Origin of the sequence: Pantoea sp. 18059 (genome assembly GCF_902706165.1) — a bacterium.
GTDB classification, from domain to species: domain Bacteria; phylum Pseudomonadota; class Gammaproteobacteria; order Enterobacterales; family Enterobacteriaceae; genus Pantoea; species Pantoea agglomerans.
Genome location: NZ_CACSJS010000001.1, coordinates 530,196 through 555,416 on the forward strand (window position 1 = coordinate 530,196; position 25,221 = coordinate 555,416).

At 55.2% G+C, this 25,221-nt stretch carries 21 protein-coding genes, 1 other RNA gene and 1 other annotated feature; of the genes, 17 read left to right on the top strand and 5 right to left on the bottom strand.

Annotation, left to right across the window (positions count from 1 at the left end):
• Positions 1-46 precede the first annotated feature (46 nt).
• Positions 47-172: a sequence feature (Phe leader region), on the top strand.
• The 10 genes from pheM (at position 52) to GVJ63_RS02520 (ending at position 9,546) form a co-directional block, all read left to right on the top strand.
• Positions 52-96 (top strand): pheST operon leader peptide PheM, encoded by a 45-nt coding sequence (gene pheM / locus GVJ63_RS02475; RefSeq protein WP_106120997.1) that lies wholly within the window; start codon positions 52-54, stop codon positions 94-96. (Overlaps the previous feature by 45 nt.)
• 71 nt (positions 173-243) lie before the next feature.
• The gene (gene pheS, locus GVJ63_RS02480) at positions 244-1,227 is read left to right on the top strand and encodes a phenylalanine--tRNA ligase subunit alpha (RefSeq protein ID WP_010245680.1); all 984 of its coding nucleotides are present in this window, start codon (positions 244-246) and stop codon (positions 1,225-1,227) included.
• A 14-nt stretch (positions 1,228-1,241) separates the two neighbouring features.
• Positions 1,242-3,629, top strand: a complete 2,388-nt coding sequence (pheT, locus tag GVJ63_RS02485) for a phenylalanine--tRNA ligase subunit beta (protein WP_159226375.1) — start codon at positions 1,242-1,244, stop codon at positions 3,627-3,629.
• 4 nt (positions 3,630-3,633) lie between these two features.
• The gene (gene ihfA / locus GVJ63_RS02490) at positions 3,634-3,936 is read left to right on the top strand and encodes an integration host factor subunit alpha (protein ID WP_003853259.1); all 303 of its coding nucleotides are present in this window, start codon (positions 3,634-3,636) and stop codon (positions 3,934-3,936) included.
• Positions 3,937-4,115: 179 nt separating this feature from the next.
• Complete coding sequence (btuC, locus tag GVJ63_RS02495) at positions 4,116-5,099, top strand: vitamin B12 ABC transporter permease BtuC (RefSeq protein WP_010670028.1); 984 nt, start codon at positions 4,116-4,118, stop codon at positions 5,097-5,099.
• 50 nt (positions 5,100-5,149) lie between these two features.
• Positions 5,150-5,695: a glutathione peroxidase gene (locus tag GVJ63_RS02500; RefSeq protein ID WP_010670029.1), complete on the top strand. Its 546-nt coding sequence runs from the start codon at positions 5,150-5,152 to the stop codon at positions 5,693-5,695.
• Entirely contained in the window at positions 5,696-6,445 is a 750-nt protein-coding gene (btuD, locus tag GVJ63_RS02505) for a vitamin B12 ABC transporter ATP-binding protein BtuD (RefSeq protein WP_159226376.1), read from the top strand.
• A 68-nt stretch (positions 6,446-6,513) separates the two neighbouring features.
• Positions 6,514-6,972 (top strand): C40 family peptidase, encoded by a 459-nt coding sequence (locus GVJ63_RS02510; protein WP_010245666.1) that lies wholly within the window; start codon positions 6,514-6,516, stop codon positions 6,970-6,972.
• Between the two features lie 295 nt (positions 6,973-7,267).
• The gene (locus GVJ63_RS02515) at positions 7,268-8,014 is read left to right on the top strand and encodes an EAL domain-containing protein (protein ID WP_061704014.1); all 747 of its coding nucleotides are present in this window, start codon (positions 7,268-7,270) and stop codon (positions 8,012-8,014) included.
• An 80-nt stretch (positions 8,015-8,094) separates the two neighbouring features.
• Complete coding sequence (locus tag GVJ63_RS02520; RefSeq protein ID WP_159226377.1) at positions 8,095-9,546, top strand: YdiU family protein; 1,452 nt, start codon at positions 8,095-8,097, stop codon at positions 9,544-9,546.
• Between the two features lie 7 nt (positions 9,547-9,553).
• Here GVJ63_RS02520 and GVJ63_RS02525 read toward each other — a convergent pair whose 3' ends face one another.
• Both GVJ63_RS02525 and GVJ63_RS02530 read right to left on the bottom strand, forming a co-directional pair.
• Positions 9,554-10,600, bottom strand: a complete 1,047-nt coding sequence (locus tag GVJ63_RS02525; protein ID WP_159226378.1) for a 3-deoxy-7-phosphoheptulonate synthase — start codon at positions 10,598-10,600, stop codon at positions 9,554-9,556.
• 151 nt (positions 10,601-10,751) lie between these two features.
• Positions 10,752-11,579, bottom strand: coding sequence for a pyruvate, water dikinase regulatory protein (locus GVJ63_RS02530; protein WP_010245652.1), 828 nt, complete (start codon positions 11,577-11,579; stop codon positions 10,752-10,754).
• A 437-nt stretch (positions 11,580-12,016) separates the two neighbouring features.
• Between GVJ63_RS02530 and ppsA the strand changes: the two genes are divergently transcribed.
• Positions 12,017-14,401, top strand: coding sequence for a phosphoenolpyruvate synthase (gene ppsA, locus GVJ63_RS02535; RefSeq protein WP_010245649.1), 2,385 nt, complete (start codon positions 12,017-12,019; stop codon positions 14,399-14,401).
• Positions 14,402-14,470: 69 nt separating this feature from the next.
• Here ppsA and rprA read toward each other — a convergent pair.
• Positions 14,471-14,578, bottom strand: an RNA gene (gene rprA, locus GVJ63_RS02540) — antisense sRNA RprA.
• A gap of 290 nt (positions 14,579-14,868) precedes the next feature.
• Positions 14,869-15,987 (bottom strand): AI-2E family transporter YdiK, encoded by a 1,119-nt coding sequence (gene ydiK, locus GVJ63_RS02545; protein WP_033767089.1) that lies wholly within the window; start codon positions 15,985-15,987, stop codon positions 14,869-14,871.
• Positions 15,988-16,192: 205 nt separating this feature from the next.
• Between ydiK and GVJ63_RS02550 the strand changes: the two genes are divergently transcribed.
• Positions 16,193-19,246, top strand: coding sequence for an FAD-binding and (Fe-S)-binding domain-containing protein (locus GVJ63_RS02550; protein ID WP_010670034.1), 3,054 nt, complete (start codon positions 16,193-16,195; stop codon positions 19,244-19,246).
• 33 nt (positions 19,247-19,279) lie between these two features.
• Here the strand turns inward: GVJ63_RS02550 and GVJ63_RS02555 are convergent, their stop codons facing one another.
• Complete coding sequence (locus GVJ63_RS02555) at positions 19,280-19,684, bottom strand: hypothetical protein (protein WP_010670035.1); 405 nt, start codon at positions 19,682-19,684, stop codon at positions 19,280-19,282.
• A 388-nt stretch (positions 19,685-20,072) separates the two neighbouring features.
• Here GVJ63_RS02555 and sufA point away from each other — a divergent pair, with 388 nt between their 5' ends.
• The 5 genes from sufA to sufS are packed head-to-tail and all read left to right on the top strand — an operon-like array spanning position 20,073 to position 25,215.
• The gene (sufA, locus tag GVJ63_RS02560) at positions 20,073-20,447 is read left to right on the top strand and encodes a Fe-S cluster assembly scaffold SufA (protein WP_010245637.1); all 375 of its coding nucleotides are present in this window, start codon (positions 20,073-20,075) and stop codon (positions 20,445-20,447) included.
• Positions 20,448-20,454: 7 nt separating this feature from the next.
• Positions 20,455-21,948: a Fe-S cluster assembly protein SufB gene (gene sufB / locus GVJ63_RS02565; protein WP_010245634.1), complete on the top strand. Its 1,494-nt coding sequence runs from the start codon at positions 20,455-20,457 to the stop codon at positions 21,946-21,948.
• A gap of 42 nt (positions 21,949-21,990) precedes the next feature.
• Entirely contained in the window at positions 21,991-22,737 is a 747-nt protein-coding gene (sufC, locus tag GVJ63_RS02570) for a Fe-S cluster assembly ATPase SufC (protein ID WP_010245631.1), read from the top strand.
• A complete protein-coding gene (sufD, locus tag GVJ63_RS02575; RefSeq protein WP_159226379.1) occupies positions 22,712-23,992 on the top strand; it encodes a Fe-S cluster assembly protein SufD in 1,281 nt (426 codons plus the stop codon). Before sufC ends, sufD begins: the two co-directional genes overlap by 26 nt.
• Positions 23,992-25,215: a cysteine desulfurase SufS gene (sufS, locus tag GVJ63_RS02580; protein WP_159226607.1), complete on the top strand. Its 1,224-nt coding sequence runs from the start codon at positions 23,992-23,994 to the stop codon at positions 25,213-25,215. Before sufD ends, sufS begins: the two co-directional genes overlap by 1 nt.
• The last annotated feature ends 6 nt before the right edge of the window (positions 25,216-25,221 follow it).

Below are 25,221 nucleotides of genomic sequence, written 5' to 3' on the forward strand. Positions count from 1 at the left end.
GCTGAGCATTTCAATAGACCCCCTGTATCGCATGACAAGGTAACCGCAAGCATGAACGCTGCTATTTTCCGTTTCTTTTTTTACTTTAGCGCCTGACATCCAGGGGCTTTTGCGCATAAGAAAAGAAACGAAAAATCGCGCTAAAAGCCTCCCTCGTGGAGGCTTTTTTGTTTCTGGCGCTAGCATATTGGACCGGCAGGTCCCAACGAGAACTGACCAGCCTGACTGGAAAAAGAGGAAACTATGTCCCAACTCGCAGAACTGGTGGCCAGCGCCACGGCGGCCATCGACGGGGCGACGGATATCGCCGCCCTTGACGCGGTGCGCGTCGAATACCTGGGTAAGAAAGGACATCTGACACTGCAGATGACTACGTTACGCGAGCTGCCAGCCGAAGAGCGCCCGGCAGCGGGTGCGGTAATCAATGAAGCGAAGCAGCAGGTGACTGAGCGTCTGAATGCGCGCAAAGATGCCCTGGAAGCTGCGGTGCTGAATGCCCGTCTGGCTGAAGAGACCATTGATGTCTCTCTGCCAGGTCGTCGCATTGAGAATGGCGGCCTGCATCCGGTAACCCGCACCATGGATCGCATTGAGACCTTCTTTGGTGAGTTAGGCTTTGGCGTCGTAACCGGTCCAGAAATTGAAGATGATTATCATAACTTCGATGCGCTGAATATTCCTGCCCATCACCCGGCCCGTGCTGATCACGACACCTTCTGGTTTGACGCCACGCGCCTGCTGCGTACCCAGACGTCCGGCGTGCAGATCCGTACCATGAAGGCTCAGCAGCCGCCGATTCGCATTATTGCGCCAGGCCGCGTCTACCGTAACGATTACGATCAGACCCATACCCCGATGTTCCATCAGATGGAAGGGCTGATTGTGGATAAAAATATCAGCTTTACCAACCTGAAAGGCACGCTGCACGATTTCCTGAACAACTTCTTCGAAGAAGATCTGCAGATTCGTTTCCGTCCTTCCTATTTCCCGTTTACTGAGCCATCAGCAGAAGTAGACGTCATGGGTAAAAACGGCAAGTGGCTGGAAGTGCTGGGTTGCGGCATGGTTCACCCTAACGTGCTGCGTAATGTCGGCATCGATCCGGAAGTCTACTCCGGTTTCGCCTTTGGTATGGGCATGGAGCGTCTGACCATGTTGCGCTACGGCGTGACCGATCTGCGTGCCTTCTTTGAAAATGATTTACGTTTCCTCAAACAATTTAAGTAAGGGCAGGATATCCAATGAAATTCAGTGAACTCTGGTTACGCGAATGGGTAAATCCAGCCCTGGACAGCGCTGCGCTGTCTGAACAAATCACTATGGCCGGTCTGGAAGTTGACGGCGTTGATCCGGTTGCCGGTGCGTTCCACGGCGTCGTGGTCGGGGAAGTGGTGGAGTGCGGCCAGCACCCGAATGCAGACAAGCTGCGTGTGACCAAAATCAATGTGGGCGGCGATCGCCTGCTGGACATCGTCTGTGGCGCGCCGAACTGCCGTCAGGGACTGAAAGTCGCGGTCGCCACCGTCGGCGCCGTGCTGCCAGGTGATTTCAAAATCAAAGCGGCTAAACTGCGTGGCGAGCCGTCTGAAGGCATGCTCTGCTCTTTCTCCGAGCTGGGGATTTCCGACGACCACAACGGCATCATCGAGCTGCCAGCCGATGCGCCGATTGGCACCGACATCCGCGCCTACCTGCAGCTTGATGACAACACCATCGAAATCAGCGTCACGCCTAACCGCGCTGACTGTCTGGGTCTTATCGGTATCGCCCGTGATGTCGCCGTCCTCAATGGTTTGCCACTGGACGTGCCGGAGATGCAGCCGGTCGCTGCGACGCTGAACGACACTTTCCCGATTCAGGTTGACGCGACAGAAGCCTGTCCACGCTATCTGGGCCGTGTAGTAAAAGGGATTAACGTAAAGGCGTCAACGCCATTGTGGATGAAAGAGAAGCTGCGTCGTTGTGGTATTCGTTCTATCGATCCGGTGGTGGATATCACTAACTACGTTCTGCTGGAGCTGGGTCAGCCGATGCACGCCTTCGATCTCGACCGCATCGACGGCGGTATCGTGGTGCGTATGGCGAAAGAAGGCGAAAAGCTGACGCTGCTGGATGGCACTGAAGCCAGCCTGCAGAGTGATACCTTAGTGATCGCCGATCATCAGAAAGCGCTGGCGATGGCCGGTATCTTTGGTGGCGAACATTCGGGCGTGAACGGCGAAACGCAGAATATCCTGTTCGAGTGCGCTTACTTTGATCCGCTCTCTATTACCGGCCGCGCCCGTCGTCATGGTCTGCATACCGACGCGTCACATCGCTACGAGCGTGGTGTTGATCCGGCGCTGCAACATACCGCACTGGAGCGTGCTACCCAGCTGCTGCTGTCAATCTGCGGCGGTGAAGCGGGCCCGATCATCGATCAGACCCATCAGGCAGCCCTGCCTGTGCCAGCGACGATCCCGCTGCGTCGTGAAAAGCTGGACCGTCTGATTGGCCACGTGATCGCGGATGAGCAGGTGACTGACATTCTGACGCGTCTCGGCTGTGAAGTGACCGTGGGAGAAGGGCAGTGGCAGGCCGTCGCCCCGAGCTGGCGCTTCGATATGGCGATTGAAGAAGATCTGGTTGAAGAAGTGGCCCGTATTTATGGCTACAACAACATTCCGGATGTGCCGGTACAGGCGGGTCTGGTGATGACTCAGCATCGCGAAGCGAATCTGTCGCTGAAGCGCGCGAAAAACCTGCTGGTGGATAAGGGCTATCAGGAAGCGATTACCTACAGCTTCGTCGATCCGAAAATTCAGCAGCTGCTGCACCCGGGTGAAGAGGCGCTGTTGCTGCCGAGCCCAATCTCCAGCGATATGTCAACCATGCGTCTCTCACTCTGGACCGGCCTGCTCAGCGCGGTAGTCTACAACCAGAACCGTCAGCAGAGCCGCGTGCGTCTGTTTGAGAGCGGCTTACGCTTTGTGCCGGATACCCAGGCAGATTTAGGCATCCGTCAGGATCTTATGCTGGCTGGCGTCATCAGCGGTAACCGCGTTGAAGAGCACTGGGATCTGGCGCGTCAGACAGTTGACTTCTATGATTTGAAAGGCGATTTAGAATCGCTGCTCGATTTAACCGGCAAACTGGATGACATCAGCTTCCGTGCTGAAGCGAATCCGGCGTTGCATCCAGGACAGAGCGCGGCGATTTATTTGCATGATGAACATATCGGATTTATCGGCGTGGTTCATCCTGAGCTGGAACGTAAGCTTGATCTCAATGGCCGCACCTTAGTCTTTGAACTGCTTTGGAATAAGGTCGCAGACCGCGTCCTGCCTGACGCGCGCGAGATTTCTCGCTTCCCGGCGAACCGTCGTGATATTGCCGTTGTGGTGGCTGAAAACGTCCCCGCAGCAGATATCATCGCGGAGTGTAAGAAAGTTGGCGTAAATCAGGTAGTTGGCGTAAACTTGTTTGACGTGTACCGCGGTAAGGGCGTTTCTGAGGGCTACAAGAGCCTCGCAATCAGCCTGATTTTGCAGGATACCAGCCGGACACTCGAAGAAGAGGAGATTGCCGCGACCGTTGGCAAATGCGTTGCGGCATTAAAAGAGCGATTCCAGGCAACCTTGAGGGATTGAACCTATGGCGCTTACAAAAGCTGAGATGTCAGAGTACCTGTTTGAGAAACTCGGGCTGAGCAAACGCGATGCCAAAGAGTTAGTTGAGCTGTTTTTCGAAGAGGTACGTCGCGCTTTGGAGAATGGAGAACAGGTAAAACTGTCTGGGTTTGGTAATTTTGACCTGCGTGACAAAAACCAGCGTCCTGGCAGAAACCCGAAAACGGGTGAAGATATTCCGATTACTGCGCGTCGCGTAGTAACGTTCCGCCCAGGACAGAAGCTGAAAAGCCGCGTAGAGAACGCTACACCCAAAGAGACTGACTGAATTTCAGCGTTTCAAAAAGGCCGCGCAAGCGGCCTTTTTTCATGGTTTCAGTACGCAGCAATCCCGCCTCCCACGCCCGTTAATCTCCCTGACAGCAAAATGCAAACCGCCTCATCTGCCTTTCTTTTTTCTGCAATCCCTCTACAATCAAATCTCTGTTTTCTCAGCTAATCCCGCTTATGTCTCTGCTCGACCAGCTCGCGCGCCAGGCCGACCAGCGCGGCCAGAAATGGCTTATTGTGTTAGCACTTATGCTCTCTGCTCTGCTCTGTCTCAGCCTGTGTGCCGGTGACAGCTGGATCGCGCCCTCAGACTGGTTCACGGAAAGCGGCAGGCTCTTTGTCTGGCAGTTGCGGCTGCCTCGCAGTCTGGCGGTGGTGCTGGTCGGGGCATCGCTGGCGGTATGCGGTGTCGTGATGCAGGCGCTGTTTACAAATCCGCTGGCGGAGCCCGGCCTGCTCGGCGTCTCAAATGGTGCCGGTATTGGCCTGGTGCTCGGCGTGCTGCTGGGCAGCGGCTCGCTGTGGAGCCTTGGGCTGGCGGCGATGGCCGGTGCACTGATAATTACGCTCATCCTGCTGCATTTTGCCCATCGTCAGCTCTCAGTCACCCGGCTGTTGCTTACCGGCGTAGCGCTGGGGATTATCTGTAGTGCCATCATGACCTGGGCGGTCTACTTCAGTACCAGCCTCGATCTGCGTCAGTTGATGTACTGGATGATGGGGGGATTCAGCGGGATTGACTGGCGCTATGGCTGGATGATGCTGGCGCTGCTGCCGGTGATGCTGGCCCTGGGGGCGACCGGGCAGATTCTTAATCTGCTGGCGCTGGGCGAGACATCCGCCCGCCAGCTCGGACTGTCTCTCTTCTACTGGCGTAACCTGCTGGTGCTGGCCATGGGCTGGCTGGTCGGCATCAGCGTTGCGATGGCCGGTGCTATTGGCTTTGTCGGACTGGTGATCCCGCATCTGCTGCGTATGAGCGGCATCAGCGATCACCGTTATCTGCTGCCGGCATCGGCGCTGGCTGGCGCCGGTGTATTACTGGCAGCCGATATTGTGGCACGCCTGGCGCTGACGTCGGCGGAATTACCGATAGGCGTCGTGACGGCGACACTGGGCGCGCCGCTGTTTATTATTTTACTGGTGAAATCTTCACGCTAGCTTCGGCTGGCGACTCTGCATCCACAACAGCATCCACAACAGGAAACAGCATGAACATATATCAAACTGAACTGGTTACGCTCGATGGGGAAAAAACCACGCTATCACAATGGCAGGGCAAGGTACTGCTGGTGGTCAATGTTGCCTCGAAATGTGGTCTGACGCCGCAATATGAAGAGCTGGAGAACCTGCAGAAAGCCTGGCAGGATCAGGGCTTCAGCGTACTCGGTTTTCCCTGCAACCAGTTTCTGGAGCAGGAGCCGGGCAGCAGTGAGGAGATTAAAACCTTCTGCAGCACCACGTATGGTGTCACGTTCCCGATGTTTGCCAAAACCGAGGTGAATGGCGCAGGCCGCCATCCGCTCTATGCCCAGCTGATTGCGGCCCGACCTGACGCGGTGCGCCCGGAAGGCAGCGGCTTTTACGAGCGCATGGAGAGCAAAGGACGCGCGCCGAAAGAGCAGGGCGACATCCTGTGGAACTTCGAAAAATTCCTTATTGGCCGTGACGGCAGCGTGATCCAGCGTTTTGCACCTGACATGACGCCGGAAGATCCGATCATTCTGGAAACCATTAAGCAGGCGCTGGCAAAATAGATGCTGTTGCGCCTGCAACAGGCAGCCGTCCCCGGACGGCTGCTGCCACTGACCGGTGAGCTTGCCGCCGGTCAGCTGCTGCATGTGGCAGGCCCGAACGGTGCAGGCAAAAGCACCTTACTCAGTGTGATTGCGGGACTGCAACCCGCCTCCGGCACGGTGCTGCTGGACGAACAGCCGCTGAGTGACTGGAATGGCGCAGCGATGGCCCGGGTTCGCGGCTGGCTGCCTCAGCAGCAGGCACCGCTAAGCCAGATGCCGGTCTGGCACTATTTGCGTCTGCATCTGAAACAGGCGGCGGGGCAGACAGACGATCGCCTCAGCACGCTGCTGAAACGGCTTCAGCTGCAGGATAAGTTATCGCGTTCACTGACCCGGCTCTCCGGTGGTGAATGGCAGCGCGTCAGGCTGGCGGCGGTCTGTGTGCAGGTTGATCCCAACATCAATCCACACGGGCGGCTGCTGATCCTTGATGAGCCCATGACCGCGCTGGATATCGCCCAGCAAAAAGCGGTGGACGATCTGATTGCCGACCTGTGCGCGGCGGGCATCAGCGTTATCGCCAGCAGTCACGACCTCAACCACAGCCTGCAACAGGCGGATCGGGTCTGGCTGATGGATCAGGGAGCGTTGATAGCCCAGGGTGAACCGGCAGAGGTTCTGACGCCGCAGCGCCTGACACCGCTCTACCAGATTGCTTTCCGGCAGCTTGAACTCGAAGGACGCACGCTGCTGACCGTATTGCCCTGACACTTGCTACCCGGCGGGCTTTACCGCTACATTAAGCCGGTTGCAACTTCTGATAAGGACATTTGGCGATGCGCCTGGGTTTGCTGATTTTAGTTCTGCTGCTGACGGGATGCAGTCATCACGCTCCGCCGATTAATGGCCGTCTTTCCGATTCGATCACCGTGATTGCGGAACTGAACGATCAGCTCGGTAACTGGCGTGGTACGCCTTATCGCTATGGCGGCATGAGTCGTAACGGGGTTGACTGCTCCGGCTTTGTCTATCTGACTTTCCGCGATAAATTTGCGCTGCAACTGCCGCGCACCACCTCAGCTCAAAGCGATATCGGCACCCGAATCAGCAAAGACGAGCTGCTGCCAGGCGATCTGGTCTTCTTCAAAACCGGTCGCGGGGAGAATGGCCTGCATGTGGGCATTTATGACACCGATAATGCCTTTATTCATGCCTCAACCAGCCAGGGCGTCATCCGCTCCTCGCTCGACAATGTCTACTGGCGAAAAGTGTTCTGGCAGGCCCGTCGTATTTAAACGCAGGTCCGGGGAATCAGACTTAAGTCCAATTTTAAATAGAGTTAAAACAGAGAGTAAAAGGTTTATTTTAAATGACAGTTATTGAGCGTGGGTTTTAATAAACATAATAAACGCTTATTTAATTCCACTAATAACCGCTGTTTTATCGCTACTATTTGGCTTAAGGGTGATCGCCTGCTGCCAAACGGCAATGGAAGAGTAAAGAAGTTCGTCTCTTCAATGATTTGGCACTATTGCCTGCGCCTGACCATTACTATACGATATCCCCATCGCCGCATATTCTGGCATTAAAATGAAAATTCATCTTTCGGCCGACTATCAGTCGGAAATCTGGTTTTATCCTGTCTGTGATGTTAATGGGCGACTGACTGCTGTCGAGCTGGTCACGCAGTTTGTGCATGAAAGTGCCCCCATCACCCTGCCGCAGGATCTGTTGCTGCCGCAGCTCGATGAGTCGCAGCAGCTGCGCCTGCTGCAAAGTCAGATTGGATTGCTGGAGCAGAATCGCGGCTTTTTTGAAGCGCATTCCGTGTCAGCATTTATACGTATTGATGAAGGCATGGCCCGGACGCTGCTGGCCAGCGAATTAGTGATGCGCAAAATAAATCAGTTGCCATTCATTCTGTTGAATATCACTGAAACGTTTCCGCAACTAAAACTGGGAAAAAATAATCCCCTGCTGGCAAGCCTGCATGCTGAGTTTAATTTAGCGATTTCTCATTTCGGCGCGGGTAAGACCCCCTCTAATGCGGTCTACGATAATTTATTCAGCTGCATCTGCCTGGACAAAGAGTTTATTCATTCGCTGGCAAAGCGCGCTTCATTCGTGCCATTTATTCAGAGCATTATCGATAATTTCCGCGCCCATTGTGACCGGCTCATTATTTGTGGCATTGATGACGACGTGCTGCTGGATAAAGTCAGCCAGCTGAGCGGTGCCGAGTTTCAGGGTGCGCTCTTCCCGGTGGTAAAATCTGACGCGCTGCATTCACTGATCTGCGCCGACGATCGTGTGCCATCCGCGCAGCATCCCGGCTGATACTTCCTGTTAATCCCCGCTATCAGCGTTACACTAGAGGACTAACCTTAAGTAACGCTGAGCATCGCATGGGAGAAACAATGTCCTCAGGCAAGGCCTCTTTTGACAACACCTGGTTCCGTGAACTTACCGGGTGTTACACCGCGCTGAACCCCACGCCACTGGCAGGCGGACGCCTGCTGTATCATAACGCACCGCTTGCAGCCTCAATGGGGCTGGATAGCGCGCTCTTTGCCGATAAGGGTCATGCCGTCTGGCACGGTGCCGCACTGCTGCCCGGCATGCAGCCGCTGGCGCAGGTCTATAGCGGCCATCAGTTTGGCGTCTGGGCGGGCCAGCTTGGCGACGGGCGCGGCATTCTGTTGGGTGAGCAGCGTCTGGAGGATGGCAGCAAGCTGGACTGGCATCTCAAGGGCGCAGGCCTGACGCCTTATTCCCGCATGGGCGATGGACGTGCCGTGATCCGTTCCAGCGTGCGTGAGTTTCTCGCCTCGGAAGCGCTGCATCATCTGGGCATTCCCACCACGCGTGCGCTGACCCTGTCGATAGGTGATGAGCCGGTCTACCGCGAAACAACAGAGCGTGGCGCGATGCTGATGCGCATTTCACCGAGTCATCTGCGTTTCGGTCATTTCGAGCATTTCTTTTACAGCCAGCAGCAGGAGAAAGTGCAGCAACTGGCCGACTACGCCATTCGCCATCACTGGCCGCATCTGGACGCTGAAGCAGACCGCTATCAACAGTGGTTTACCGACATTGTGTTAGGCACTGCGCGTCTGATTGCGCTGTGGCAGAGCGTGGGCTTTGCTCATGGAGTGATGAACACGGACAACATGTCGATTCTGGGTCTGACCATCGACTATGGCCCCTTTGGTTTTCTGGATGATTATCAGCCCGACTTCATCTGTAATCACAGCGACTATCAGGGGCGCTACAGCTTTGAAAATCAGCCAATGATCGGTATGTGGAATCTTAACCGGCTGGCACATGCGCTGTCGGGTCTGCTGACCACCGAGCAGTTGCGGACGGCACTGAGCGCCTACGAACCTGAACTGATGCGGGTCTGGGGCGAACGGATGCGGGCGAAACTCGGTCTGCTGACGCAGCAGAGCAGCGATAATGAGATTCTGACCGATTTGCTGGCACTGATGACGCAGGAGCATAGCGATTACACCCTGACGTTCCGCCTGCTTAGTGAGACGCAACAGGCTGACAGCCGTTCACAGCTGCGGGATGAGTTTATCGATCGTGAGGCGTTTGATAGCTGGTATCAGCGCTACCGCAGCCGTCTGATGGATGAGCAGGTCAGCGATGCAGAACGTCAGGCCGTGATGAAGGCGGCCAATCCGGCGGTGATTCTGCGCAACTATCTGGCGCAGCAGGCGATTGAAGAGGCGGAGCGGGGAGAGCAGGGGGCGCTGGCACGTCTGCATCAGGCGTTACAGCAACCCTTTAGCGATCAGACAGCCGCTGAATATCGTCAGCGGCCGCCAGACTGGGGCAAAACCCTGGAAGTGAGCTGCTCCAGCTGATGCAGACTCAGAGGCGGTGAGAAACCGCCTCGGCCAGCAGGGCGAGCACCTTTTCGCTCTCCTGCCAGCCGAGGCAGGGATCGGTAATCGACTTGCCATAGACCAGCGGTTCGCCGCTGACGACTTTCTGATTGCCCTCTTCCAGGAAGCTTTCAATCATCACACCAGCAACGGCCTGCGATCCCGCTTTAATCTGTTCTGCCACCTCTGCCGCGACATCCATCTGACGACGATGCTGCTTCAGGCAGTTACCGTGACTAAAGTCGATCACCAGTTGCTGTGGCAGATTAAATGCCGACAGACTTTCGGCTGCGGCGGCGACATCACTGGCATGATAGTTAGGCTGTTTGCCGCCACGCAGGATCACATGACCATGCGGGTTGCCGCTGGTCTGATAGATAGTCATCTGGCCCAGCTTATCGGGCGAAAGGAACATGTGGCTGGCGCGCGCGGCGCGAATCGCATCCACGGCAATCTGTACGTTACCATCGGTGCCGTTTTTAAAGCCGACCGGGCAGGAGAGGGCCGATGCCATTTCGCGGTGGATCTGGCTTTCGGTGGTGCGTGCGCCAATCGCGCCCCAGCTAATCAGATCGGCAATAAACTGGCCGATCACCATATCCAGGAATTCCGTGGCGGTAGGCAGGCCCAGCGCGTTGATATCAATCAGCAGCTGGCGGGCGATGCCTATGCCGCGGTTCACATCGTAGCTCCCATCCAGATCCGGATCGGAGATTAAGCCTTTCCAGCCCACTACGGTGCGCGGCTTTTCAAAGTAGGCACGCATCACAATCTCCAGCCGATCTTCATAGTGGCTGCGTAACGCGTTCAGACGCTCAGCATATTCCAGTGCCGCTTTCGGGTCGTGCAGCGAGCAGGGGCCAATCACCACCAGCAGGCGGGGATCTTCACCCGTCAGAATACGGGCAATACGTTTACGGGCAGCGGTGACATTGTCGGCAATTGCCGGAGAGACAGGATGCTCAGCCGCCAGGCTGGCGGGGGTAATCAGACTACCAATGCGTGCGGTACGCAGTTCGTCGGTTTTGTTCATGGGTTTCTCGAAAACGGTTCTTCGCAGCGGTGAAATACCGGGAAGTGATGGTGGTCACAATAAACCATTAGTCTGCGAATTCAACCCGGAATTTAATAATGAAATCAAAAGCGACGGCAGCGCCGCTTTACAGTTCAGCGCCAGTTACCCATCAGTACATGCGGCGAGTCAGGCCCATAATGTCGAGAATTTTGGTCGCAATCTCCTCCACGGAGTAGTTGGTGCTGTTGAGATAGCGGATCTGATGAGTGCGAAACAGCGCTTCCACTTCGCCCACCTCCAGCCGGCACTGACGCATCGAGGCGTAACGGGTATTTTCCGCCCGCTCCTGACGTATCGCAGCCAGCCGTTCCGGGTCGATGGTCAGCCCGAACAGTTTATTCTGATGCGCGCGCAGCGCGGGCGGGAGTTTAAGGTTATCCATATCGTCGGCAATGAATGGATAGTTGGCGGCGCGAATACCAAACTGCATTGCCAGATAGAGGCTGGTGGGTGTTTTGCCACAGCGCGAGACGCCTAACAGAATCACCTGCGCATCTTCCAGCCCGCGCAGCGAGATGCCGTCATCATGCGCCAGGGTGTAATCGATGGCCGCGATACGTGCGTCATATTTACCCAGGTTACTGGCATCCAGTCCATGGGTACGGTGTGCCACCGGCGCGGGCGATAGCCCCAGCTCCTGCTGAAGCGGGGCGACCAGCGCCTGGACGATATCCTGACAAAAGCCGTCACTCTGTACGATGATGTCGCGCACTTCCGGCGTCACGATGGAGAAAAAGACCAGCGGCCTGACACCGCTCTGCTGATAGAGCGCGTTAATCTGGGCTTTAACCGCCAGCGCCCGCTGAACATTTTCCACAAACGGCAGCGTCAGGCTGGTGATATTGACCGGAAACTGCGACAGCACCGCATGACCCAGCACCTCAGCCGTAATGGCCGTACCATCGGAGATATAAAAAACGCTTCTGTCAGTTGTCATAACGAAATCAGCCTCAGACAAGAGTGAGCATTCAGCATGGGCCATGCGATTAAATAAATCATCTCTGATTTTAATTTCTGGAATGTCTGTCCGGATTATTTGTCTGTCGTTTCATCACGATACTAAAAATGAAAGGGTGGCTCGTTGAGCCAGCATTCTTTTTAATCTGTCGTTAAGCCGCAAGTAGCCACGCAGTTGTTGCGCAACAAAACAGAATGCTTAAGTGGCTGAAAATCTGCCATTTCCTGTGGCATCAATCATTTAGAGAAAAAAGGCGACTTTGCGCAACAGCAAAATAATGCGCTCACAATTCCGAAACTGTGGCTGAAATTCTGCTTTAACGATTCAACAGATCGTTATTGAGAGGGTGATATGCCAGGCTGAAGACAGATTACTCCCTGTGTCCATTCATTGATAATTGATAAAGGATAAGCTCAATGTCCAGTAAAGGCGAACAGCCACTCGTGCTCTGGTATAACCAGCTTGGCATGCATGATGTTGACCGGGTGGGGGGCAAAAATGCCTCTCTGGGTGAAATGATTACTAATCTGTCGTCGCTGGGCGTTTCCGTGCCCAACGGTTTCGCGACCACATCCTACGCCTTTAACCTGTTCCTCGATCAAAGCGGGCTGAATCAGCGTATTTATGCGCTGCTGGATGAGACCGATATTGATGACGTTGATGCGCTGGCAAAAGCGGGTAAGCAGATTCGTCAGTGGGTCGTGGAGACACCGTTCCTGCCCGAGCTGGAGTCCGCCATTCTGGACGCCTATAAGCAGCTTTCTGCTGATGATGATGCCGCGTCGTTTGCCGTGCGCTCCTCTGCAACCGCAGAAGATATGCCTGACGCCTCTTTTGCCGGCCAGCAGGAAACCTTCCTGAATGTACAGGGCATCGACGCCGTCATGGTGGCGGTAAAGCATGTCTTCGCCTCGCTGTTTAATGACCGCGCTATCTCCTACCGTGTGCATCAGGGCTATGACCATCGTGGCGTTGCGCTCTCAGCGGGAATACAGCGCATGGTGCGTTCAGACCTGGCCGCCTCGGGTGTGATGTTCACCATTGATACCGAGTCCGGCTTTGATCAGGTGGTCTTTATCACCGCCGCACTGGGGCTGGGGGAAATGGTGGTGCAGGGTGCCGTTAACCCGGATGAGTTCTATGTGCACAAGCCAACCCTGGCAGCCGATCGTCCGTCGATTGTGCGCCGCAATATGGGCTCGAAAAAGGTTCGCATGGTCTATGCCGATTCCCAGGCGCATGGCGAGCAGGTGCGGATCGAAGATGTGCCTGAGGCCGAACGCGACCGTTTCTGCCTGAGCGATGAGGAAGTGCAGGCGCTGGCGAAGCAGGCGGTGCTGATTGAACAGCATTATCAGCGCCCGATGGATATTGAGTGGGCCAAAGATGGGCACACCGGCAAACTGTTTATTGTTCAGGCGCGCCCTGAAACCGTACGCTCAAATGGTCAGGTAATGGAGCGTTACACGCTGCAGGGGCAGGGCAGCGTCGTCGTGGAAGGTCGTGCTATCGGTCATCGTATTGGCGCAGGCGTGGTGAAGGTCATCCACGATATCAGCGAAATGAATCGCATTGAAAAAGGCGATGTGCTGGTGACCGACATGACCGACCCGGACTGGGAACCGATCATGAAAAAAGCATCAGCGATTGTGACTAACCGTGGCGGACGGACCTGTCATGCTGCGATCATCGCGCGTGAGCTGGGCATTCCGGCAGTGGTGGGTTGTGGTGACGCCACCGACCGGCTGAAAGAGGGGCATAACGTCACGGTCTCATGTGCCGAAGGTGATACCGGCTACGTCTATGATCAACTGCTCGACTTCGACGTCACCAGTTCGCAGGTCGATTCACTGCCTGAACTGCCGCTGAAGATCATGATGAACGTGGGCAACCCCGATCGCGCCTTTGATTTCGCCTGTCTGCCTAACGAAGGCGTGGGTCTGGCGCGGCTGGAATTTATCATTAACCGTATGATCGGCGTCCACCCTAAAGCGCTGCTGGAGTTTGACCAACAGACGCCGGAGCTGCAGCAGCAGATCCGTAAAATGATGAAAGGATTTGATGATCCGGTGGAGTTTTACATCGCTCGACTGACTGAAGGAATTGCCACGCTTGGCGCCGCTTTTGCGCCGAAACGCGTAATTGTCCGACTTTCTGACTTTAAAACCAATGAATATGCCAACCTGGTGGGTGGAGAACGCTACGAGCCGGAAGAGGAAAACCCGATGCTGGGATTCCGGGGTGCGGGTCGCTATGTCGCTGACAGCTTCCGGGACTGCTTTGCACTGGAGTGCGAAGCGGTGAAACGTGTTCGCAACGAGATGGGCCTGACAAACGTCGAGATTATGGTTCCGTTTGTGCGCACCGTTGAGCAGGCGAAGGCTGTGGTGGAAGAGCTGGGGCGTCAGGGACTGAAGCGCGGCGAGAACGGGCTGAAGATCATTATGATGTGCGAGATCCCGTCCAATGCCCTGCTGGCGGATCAATTCCTGGAGCACTTCGATGGCTTCTCTATTGGCTCAAACGACATGACTCAGCTGACGCTGGGGCTGGACCGCGACTCTGGCGTCGTCTCCGCGCTGTTTGACGAGCGTAACGAGGCCGTGAAGATGCTGCTTTCAATGGCCATAAGGGCCGCGAAGCAGAAGGGGAAATATGTCGGAATCTGCGGGCAGGGACCGTCAGACCATCAGGATTTCGCCGCATGGCTGATGGAAGAGGGCATCGACAGTCTGTCACTGAACCCGGACACGGTGGTGGAGACCTGGGTGAGTCTGGCGCAGTTAAATAAAACAGCCTGATACGGGTTGTTAGCACTCTTCAGGGCCCGCTATGCGGGCCTTTTCTGTTTATATCTGGTCAGATTCAGGCAAAAAAAAAGCCCATCACAGGGGATGGGCAAAGACTACACACAGCAATTCTTTACTCTACTCAGGGGAATGAGATTGTCTGAAAATCATCAGGTTGATTTCGAACATAGGAAACATGTTATTCATACGGCTGGCTGTCGTCTTTAAGAATCCTCTTATTAGTTTAAAGCCAATAATCTTTTGTGACCTTTACTTCGCCATTTGGCTTAAGAAACAGTGCAGAAAGTAATCTTTTTTGGCCCGAAAAGGTCACTTTCAGGCCAAAGGTGGCTTTTTTCTTAAAAATCGCTAATGGAAAACAGAATTTATCTGATCTGAGAGAAGGGGTGCGGTTAATCATCATTAACCGCACTAATCAATGCTTATAGGGGTAGCGGCGCTGCGGGTTATTCATCCCATCATGCAGCAGGCGGGATATCATCGTGATCGGCCAGGGCATCAGCCACGGCCAGTTGGTCACTATCCGGGGCAGGCGCTTCATGAACCCAGACGGAAACCAGACGATAAGAGACCGCCAGAACCACTGGCCCGATAAACAGACCAATCATCCCGAACGCAAACAGTCCACCAATAACACCAGAAAGAATCAGGATCATCGGCAGATCGGCACCCATACGGATCAGCATCGGGCGCAGCACGTTATCCATCGTGCCGACCACACAGCTCCAGACCAGCAGCACCGTTCCCCATGTCGTATCTCCGCTCCAGTAGAGGTAGATAATGGCGGGAACCAGCACCAGTAGCGGGCCGAGCTGTACCAGACAGCAGAGGATCATCAGTACCGTCAACAGCGTGGCGTAAGGAATGCCGGAGATCGCCAGACCGATACCGCCCAGCACGCCCTGCACCAGCGCCGTCACCACTACGCCAAGCGCCACGGCACGAATGGACTGCGCCGCCAGCAGTACGGCGGCATCACCGCGCCGTCCCGCCATGCGGAAAGCAAAGTGACGAATGCCCTGGGCAGCCTGTTCGCCACGCCAGTAAAGCAGCACGCTGAACAGTAACATCACGCCCAGATGGATCATAAAGCGTCCGAAATGACCGGCCTGCGCGACAAAAAAGCCGGTGGTACGGCCGATATAGGGCTGTATTTTCGCCATGACGCCGGCACCGCCGCTCGCCACTAGCGTGTCATAACTGACATAAAGCTTCTTGCCGACCATCGGTACATCGTTGAGCCATAACAGTCGCGGCATCATATGCCCCTGGGTAACCCAGGCAATCACCGGCGCGCTGTTATCAATCAGGCTGCTGACCAGCAGGGCGATAGGGATAATAAACAGCAGCAGCAGCAGCAGTGTCATCACGATCACCGCCAGGGAACGGCGTCCCCATAACAGTCGCTGGAATTTCAGCATCAATGGCCAGGTGGCAATCACCACCATGCTGGCCCAGGCAAAGCCCAGAATAAACGGCTGCACGACCCATAAACAGGCGACAATCAGCAGCAGAATGAACATCAGGGTGAAGAGTATTTGCGGTAAATCCATATCCCGGTACTGGCTTTTCATCATTGACTCATAACCTCGTCTTAATCCTTCATTTTCAGGCATTCGGATGCCGGTTTTTATCATGATCTATTTGCTGAGGTTTAAACAGAGTTGCGGAGAAAGGTTTTTGCCTTTTCTGAAAAAAGGGCAGGCGCAGGAAAAATATGATAAAACGAGAAATCGCTAATCTATAAACGCAAACGTTTACAACACCTTCGGTCAGACAATCATGATCCCACAGATTTCGCAGGCACCGGGCCTCGTTCAACTGGTGCTGACGTTCCTTGAGTCGTTGAAAGAGCAGGGTTTTACCGGTGACATGGCAACCAGCTATGCCGATCGTCTCTCACTCTCCACCGATAACAGCATCTATCAATTGCTGCCCGACGCGGCGCTCTTTCCGCGCTCGACTGCGGATGTTGCGCTGCTCGCCCGCGTGGCCGGAGAAGCGCGCTTTGCCAGTCTGGTATTTACCCCGCGCGGCGGCGGTACCGGCACCAACGGTCAGTCGCTGAATCAGGGGATTGTGGTGGATATGTCGCGCTACATGAACCGTATCCTGGAGATCAATACGGATGAGGGCTGGGTGCGGGTTGAAGCGGGGGTGATCAAAGATCAGCTTAACGCCTGGCTGAAGCCATTCGGCTTTTTCTTCTCGCCGGAGTTATCCACCAGTAACCGTGCCACGCTGGGCGGCATGATTAATACCGATGCGTCCGGCCAGGGCTCACTGGTCTATGGCAAAACCTCGGACCATGTGCTGGGCCTGCGCGCCGTGCTGCTGGGCGGCGATATCCTTGATACGCGTCCAATGGCCACCGCGCTGGCTGAAACCCTGGCGCAGACGGCTACGCCCGAAGGCCGGCTCTATCAGCAGGTGCTGACGCGCTGCCGCGAGCATCGTGCGCTGATTCTGGAAAAGTTTCCAAAGCTGAATCGGTTCCTGACCGGATATGACCTGCGCCATGTCTTCAGCGACGATATGCAAACCTTTGACCTGACGCGCCTGCTGTGCGGCGCAGAGGGCACGCTGGCCTTTGTCACGGAAGCGCGGCTTGATATCACGCCGCTGCCTAAAGTGCGCCGACTGGTGAATATCAAATATGACTCCTTTGACTCCGCCCTGCGCAATGCGCCTTTTATGGTGGAAGCGCAGGCGCTCTCGGTAGAGACCGTTGACTCTAAGGTGCTGAACCTGGCGCGCGAAGATATTGTCTGGCACTCGGTGCGCGAATTGATCGCCGATGTACCCGACAAAGAGATGCTGGGTCTGAATATTGTTGAGTTTGCCGGTGACAACGCCGCGCTGATCGATCAGCAGATTGAACAGCTTTGTGGCCGCCTTGACGCACTGATGGCGCAGCAGCAGGGCGGCGTGATTGGCTATCAGTTCTGTAACGACCTGGATGGCATTGAACGCATTTATAACATGCGTAAAAAAGCGGTGGGTCTGTTGGGAAATGCCAAAGGCCGGGCTAAACCGATTCCCTTTGTGGAAGATACCGCGGTCCCGCCGGAAAAACTGGCGGACTACATCGTCGAGTTTCGCGCGCTGCTCGACAGCCACGGGCTGAGCTACGGCATGTTTGGTCACGTCGATGCAGGTGTACTGCATGTGCGTCCGGCGCTGGATATGTGCGATCCGCAGCAGGAGATGATGATGAAACAGATCTCCGACGAAGTCGTAGCGCTGACAGCGCGCTACGGCGGCCTGCTGTGGGGTGAACATGGCAAAGGGTTTCGAGCCCAGTACAGTCCGGCATTCTTCGGTGAGACGCTGTTTAACGAATTGCGCCGCATCAAAGCGGCCTTTGATCCGCTCAATCGCCTGAACCCGGGCAAGATCTGTACGCCATACAACAGTAATGATGAAATGATGCAGGTCGATGCGGTGAAGCGCGGAACCTATGATCGTCAGATCCCGTTAACGGTCCGGGATGAATGGCGAGGCGCGATGGAGTGTAACGGCAACGGGTTATGTTTTAACTTTGATGCCCGCAGCCCGATGTGTCCCTCCATGAAGATCACCCGCAACCGCATTCACTCGCCCAAAGGGCGGGCAACACTGACGCGGGAGTGGCTGCGGCTGCTGGCCGGGCAGGGCGTCGATCCGCTCACCCTGGAAAAGCAGCTGCCTGAAAATCGGCTGTCGCTTCGCACCCTGATTGCCCGTACCCGCAATAGCTGGCACGCCAGCAAAGGGGAGTATGACTTCTCGCACGAGGTGAAAGAGGCGATGTCGGGCTGTCTGGCCTGCAAAGCCTGCTCCACCCAGTGTCCGATTAAAATTGACGTGCCCGCTTTCCGCTCGCGCTTCTTACAGCTCTACCACACCCGGTATCTGCGTCCGGTCAGCGATCACCTGGTGGCAGCAGTAGAGGGCTATGCGCCGCTGATGGCGAAAGCACCGAAAGTATTTAACTTCTTCCTGCGCCAGCCGTGGCTGAAAGAGATAAGTAAAACCCATATTGGTATGGTCGATCTGCCGCTGCTTTCGGCCCCTAATCTGAAACAGCAGCTCAGTGGTCATCCCGCCATGAACATGACGCTGGAGCAGCTGGAAGGGCTGTCAGCCGCTGAACGCGCAAACTGTGTGCTGGTGGTGCAGGATCCTTTTACCAGCTTCTATGAGGCGCAGCTGGTTAACGATTTTGTCAGGCTGATTGAGAAACTGGGCTACCGGCCCGTGCTCCTGCCATTCTCGCCAAATGGCAAAGCGCAACATGTGAAAGGTTTCCTGCACCGTTTCGCCCGCACGGCATCCCGCACCGCCGATTTCCTGAATCGGGTGGCAAAACTGGGGTTGCCCATGGTCGGCGTCGATCCGGCCACGGTGCTCTGCTATCGCGATGAATATCGTCAGACGCTGGGCGAATCACGCGGCGACTTTAACGTCCTGCTGGTACATGAGTGGTTAGAGCGTGCACTGGCAGAGCGTGACGTGCAGGCCACGGGCGGAGAATCCTGGTATCTGTTTGCACACTGCACCGAGGTGACCGCGCTGCCCTCCACACCGAATCAGTGGCAGGCGATCTTCTCCCGTTTTGGCGCGAAGCTGGAGAACATCAATGTTGGCTGCTGCGGTATGGCAGGCACCTACGGTCACGAAAGTAAGAACCTTGAAAACTCGCTGGGGATCTACGCGCTCTCCTGGCATCCCCAGCTTCAGCGACTGCCACGCCAGCGCTGCCTGGCCACCGGCTATTCGTGCCGCAGTCAGGTCAAGCGTGTAGAGGGCAACGGAATGCGTCATCCGCTTCAGGCACTGTTAGAGCTAATGTAAAAAAATTGTGCGCGACGTCACGCCCTGGCTGGATTAGAATATCCAGCCTGCGTGACGCATGAAGTCACTTTGCAGCGCAGTGGCCTGGTTCCACTCCCCGACCATTGCCAGTTGATGGCAGAGGCGGGTCAGGGACAATCGCGCCAGTTGATAAGCCTGAAGGCGAAACAGGCGATCGCGATCGCTGTTTCCCATCTCCTGCACCAGTCGGTGATGCAGTTTACCCATGGCATGCAGGTAACTCTGGTCGTCACCGTTCAACTGGCAGATTTCTGCCATATCCTGACAGGCATCGTTAAACTGACGTAGCTGATGAATCGTGCAGTCGGCCCGGTCGAGTTTTGCCTGCGCCATATAAAAGTCGACGGTGATATCACGCACCGCAAACTGATATTCGTCGATTTTGTGCTGCAGCCAGGCTGAGACAGAAAGCGTCATAACGCCACCCTGAATGTGAATGATAATAATTATCATATTCAATTGGGCGGTGATTGCAATTGGCGGGCAGAAAAATTTATCGATTTATCCTGCCTGTCGGTATAATCGGAAATAACAATCTGTTTACATCGCAGAAAGGCGTAACCTATCAATAAGCATTTTTATCAAAAATGGTTATTTAAAAAAGAGTGATTTATTAATAGGTTAACACTGGCTTATTTATGCTGACGCGCTCACCACAAGGTGAGCTGAAGAGGCTATGCTTAATAATTAAGCAAATAAAATCGCACAAGATGATTATCCCTGCAAAACAAGAGGTTGAAGTGATTGGTCAGATCACTACCATAGGGGGATAGCCTGAAAAGGTCCGGACTCAAGAGGTATCAACATGGCATCCGTTAATACAGACTCTTTCTCACCTGACGATTTTGTCTGGAAAGGGCTGACGCTGACTGAAACCGCAGCGCAACAAATTCTCAATCTGGCGGCTCAGGACCCCGATGTCAAGGGTCTGCGGCTCGGCGTAAAACAATCCGGCTGCGCCGGGTTTGGTTACGTCATGGATCTGGTGAAAGAGCCAGTCGAGGATGATTTGCAGTTCTCATTCCATGGCGCAACGCTGTTTGTGCCGCTACAGGCGATGCCATTCGTTGATGGCACCGAACTGGACTACGTTCGTGAAGGCCTGAATCAGATTTTTAAATTCAATAACCCTAAAGCTCAGCACGCCTGCGGGTGCGGTGAGAGCTTTGGCGTCGAGTAAGTGAAATATGTCACGACACAGCGAAACATCTGACGATGTACAAATCTGGGAAGGCAAGCTCAACTACAAAGAGGGCTTCTTTACCCAACTGCAAACCGAAGAATTTGCCAACGGCATCAATGAAGATGTGGTGCGGGCGATCTCGGCCAAGCGTAACGAGCCAGAGTGGATGCTGGAGTTTCGTCTTAAAGCGTTTCGTGCCTGGCTTGAAATGGAAGAGCCACACTGGCTGAAAGCGCACTACGAAAAACTCGACTACCAGGATTACAGCTACTACTCCGCGCCTTCCTGCGGCAACTGTGATGACAGCTGCGCATCAGAACCCGGTGCACTGCAGGCTTCAGGCAGTGCGCCAGCCAGCGATTATCTGACACAGGAAGTGGAAAACGCCTTTAATCAGCTGGGTGTCCCGGTGCGTGAAGGCCGTGAAGTGGCGGTTGACGCCATTTTTGACTCCGTTTCGGTGGCGACCACCTATCGCGGCAAGCTGGCGGAGCAGGGGATTATCTTCTGTTCCTTTGGCGAAGCGATCCAGGAGCACCCGGAGCTGGTGAAGCAGTATCTCGGCACGGTTGTTCCGGCGAACGATAACTTCTTTGCAGCGCTGAACTCGGCAGTCGCCTCTGACGGCACCTTCGTTTATATCCCGAAAGGGGTGCGTTGCCCGATGGAGTTGTCGACCTATTTCCGCATCAACGCAGCGAAAACCGGTCAGTTCGAACGCACCATCCTGATTGCCGATGAAGACAGCTACGTCAGCTACATCGAAGGCTGTTCAGCGCCAGTGCGTGACACCTATCAGCTGCACGCGGCCGTGGTGGAAGTCATCATCCACAAAAATGCCGAAGTGAAATATTCGACGGTTCAGAACTGGTTCCCAGGCGGCGAAGGTGAGGGGGGTATCCTGAACTTCGTGACCAAGCGCGCGCTGTGTGAAGGTGACCACAGCAAGATGTCCTGGACACAGTCTGAAACCGGCTCTGCTATCACCTGGAAATACCCAAGCTGCATTCTGCGCGGGGACTATTCAGTGGGTGAATTCTACTCAGTGGCACTGACCAGCGGTCGTCAGCAGGCCGATACCGGCACCAAGATGATCCACATTGGTAAAAACACCAAATCGACCATCATCTCCAAAGGGATTTCGGCCGGTAAAAGTCAGAACACCTATCGCGGGCTGGTGAAAATCATGCCAACCGCGACCAATGCCCGTAACTTTACGCAGTGTGACTCGATGCTGATCGGTCCTGATTGCGGCGCACATACTTTCCCGTATGTGGAGACCCGCAACAATACCGCTCAGCTTGAGCATGAAGCCACGACATCACGTATCGGCGAAGATCAGATGTTCTACTGTCTGCAACGCGGTATCAGTGAAGAAGACGCCATCTCGATGATCGTGAACGGCTTCTGTAAAGACGTATTCTCGGAGTTGCCACTGGAATTTGCTGTGGAAGCCCAGAAATTGTTAGCCATCAGCCTTGAGCACAGTGTGGGCTGATGCCGTCACACGCGTTGCCGGAAGCAATGTGAAGGAATAAGTATGTTAAGCATTAAAGATTTGCAGGTCAGTGTTGAAGATAAAGCCATTCTGCGTGGCCTGAATCTAGAAATTAAACCCGGCGAAGTGCATGCCATCATGGGCCCGAACGGCTCAGGTAAAAGCACCCTGTCAGCGACGCTGGCAGGCCGTGAAGATTATGAAGTAACCGGCGGTTCGGTCAGCTTCAAAGGTAAAGATCTGCTGGAACTGGCCCCTGAAGAGCGCGCCGGTGAAGGCATCTTTATGGCATTCCAGTATCCGGTAGAAATTCCGGGCGTCAGCAACCAGTTCTTTTTACAGACCTCGGTCAATGCGGTACGCAAATATCGTCAGCAGGAAGAGCTGGATCGCTTCGATTTCCAGGACTTCATTGAAGAGAAAATTGAGCTGCTGAAGATGCCGGCAGATCTGCTGACCCGCTCAGTCAACGTTGGCTTCTCCGGCGGTGAGAAGAAGCGTAACGACATCCTGCAGATGGCGGCACTGGAGCCAGAACTCTGCATCCTGGATGAGACCGACTCAGGCCTGGATATCGATGCGCTGAAAATCGTGGCGAATGGCGTAAACAGCCTGCGCGACGAGAAGCGTGCCTTTATCATCGTGACCCACTACCAGCGTATTCTGGATTACATCAAGCCAGACTTCGTTCATGTTCTGTATCAGGGCAAAATCGTGAAATCTGGCGACTTCTCGCTGGTGAAACAGCTGGAGGAGCAAGGTTATGGCTGGCTTACCGACGAAGAGTGATTCTGTGCTGCAACAGTGGCATCACCTGTTTGAGTCGCGTGGCGACGTGCGTTCTCTGCAGGCACAGCAGCACTGGCAGCAACTGATGCGCGTTGGCCTGCCAACCCGCAAGCACGAAAACTGGAAGTACACGCCGCTGGACACCTTACTGTCACAGCAGTTTGTACTGCCTGACGCGCCGCAGACCCTGAGCGCTGAACAGGTTGATGCACTGGCGCTGCCGCTGGATGCGATCCGTCTGGTCTATGTTGACGGTCAGTTCCAGCCAGCCTTCAGCAGTCGCGACTGCGAACTGTTTGAGGTTCAGCACAGCGTGGCCGCCGAGCGCCGTCCGCTGCCTGCTGCGGTTCAGCCTGAAGTCTTCCTGCATCTGACAGAAAGTCTGGCAGAAGAGGTGACGACCCTGCGTCTGGCACGCGGTAAATCCGCTGCGCGTCCGGTCTATCTGCTGCACATCACCAGCGGTCAGCAGACGGGTATGAACACGGTTCACTATCGTCATCACCTGCAGCTGGAAGAGAGTGCCGAAGCGGAAGTGATTGAGCACTACGTTTCACTGGATGAGCGCGCCCATTTCACCGGCACGCGCTTTACCTTTGCGGTAGGCGACAATGCAAAACTGACGCACACGAAGCTGGCCTTTGAAAGCAGCGCTAGCTATCACTTTGCGCATAACGATCTGGTCATTGGCAATGATGGCCAGGTCAGCAGCACCAGCTTCCTGCTGGGTGCCGGGCTGTCGCGTCACAACACCAGTACCCAGCTGAACGGCGAAAACACCACGCTGGCTATCAACAGCCTGGTGCTGCCGGTGAAACAGGAAGTGGCGGATACCCGTACTTACCTGGAGCACAACAAGGGCTACTGCGTCAGCCGCCAGATGCATAAAACCATCGTGCGTGACAAAGGCCGTGCGGTGTTTAACGGCCACATTAAAGTGGCACAGCATGCGCTGAAGACCGACGGGCAGATGACCAACAACAACCTGTTGCTGGGCAAGCTCTCAGAAGTCGATACCAAACCGCAGCTGGAAATTTATGCGGATGACGTCAAGTGCAGCCACGGTGCCACCATCGGTCGTATTGATGATGAGCAGATGTTCTACCTGCGTTCGCGCGGTATTGAGCAGGATGCTGCACAGACCATGATTATTCATGCGTTTGCCGCAGAACTGACCGAAACACTGGAAAATGAGGTGATGCGTCAGGCCGTGCTGCAGCGTATCGCGCAACGTTTTCCCGGAGGCGACATATGATGAACTTCGATCTCGAACGCGTCAGGGCTGATTTTCCTATCCTGAAGCGTGAGGTCAACGGTCATCCGCTGGCCTATCTTGACAGTGCGGCCAGCGCACAGCGTCCACTCTCGGTGATTAACGCCGAGAGTCATTTCTATCAGCACGGCTATGCGGCCGTGCATCGTGGTATCCATACGCTGAGCCAGCAGGCGACCAGCGACATGGAGAACGTGCGCGATCAGGCTGCCCGTTTTATCAATGCGCAGTCACAGGAAGAGATTGTCTTCGTCAAAGGCACCACCGAAGGCATCAATCTGGTGGCGAACACCTGGGGCAGCAGTAACCTCCAGGCTGGCGATAACCTGATCATCACTGAGATGGAGCATCACGCCAATATCGTTCCATGGCAGATGCTGGCCCAGCGCACCGGCGCAGAAGTGCGTGTCCTGCCATTAAATGACAACGGTGAGCTGGCGCTGGAGCAACTGGCGGGGCTGATCGACAGCCGTACGCGGTTGCTGGCGGTGACGCATGTTTCAAATGTGCTCGGCACGGTTAACCCGGTTAAAGCGATCGTTGCTCAGGCAAAAGCGGCTGGCGTCATCACGCTGGTGGATGGTGCCCAGGCGGTGATGCATGACAAGGTTGATGTGCAGGATATCGGCTGCGACTTCTACGCCTTCTCCAGCCATAAACTCTATGGACCGAACGGCGTGGGTATTCTCTACGGCCGCAAAGCGCAGCTGGATGAGATGCCACCATGGGAAGGGGGCGGTTCAATGATTGAGCGCGTCATGCTGCCTACCGGCACCACCTGGAACAGTGCGCCGTGGCGCTTTGAAGCGGGTACGCCGAATACCGGCGGTATTATCGGCTTTGGTGCGGCGATGGCCTATGTGCAGGCGCTGGGACTGGATACGATTCATCAGCGCGAGACGGCACTGATGAACTATGCGCTCGATAAACTGGGCACCGTTCCGGATATCCAGATCTACGGTCCGCAGTCACGAGCTGGCGTTATCGCCTTCAATCTCGGTAAACATCACGCCTACGATGTCGGCAGCTTCCTGGATCAATATGGCATTGCCATCCGCACCGGACATCACTGCGCGATGCCGCTGATGCAGCATTACAATGTACCGGCGATGTGCCGTGCCTCCTTCACGTTCTATAACAGTGAAGAGGAAGTGGATCGTCTGGCTGCCGGTTTGACGCGCATTCATCGTCTGCTGGGCGGCTGAACAGTT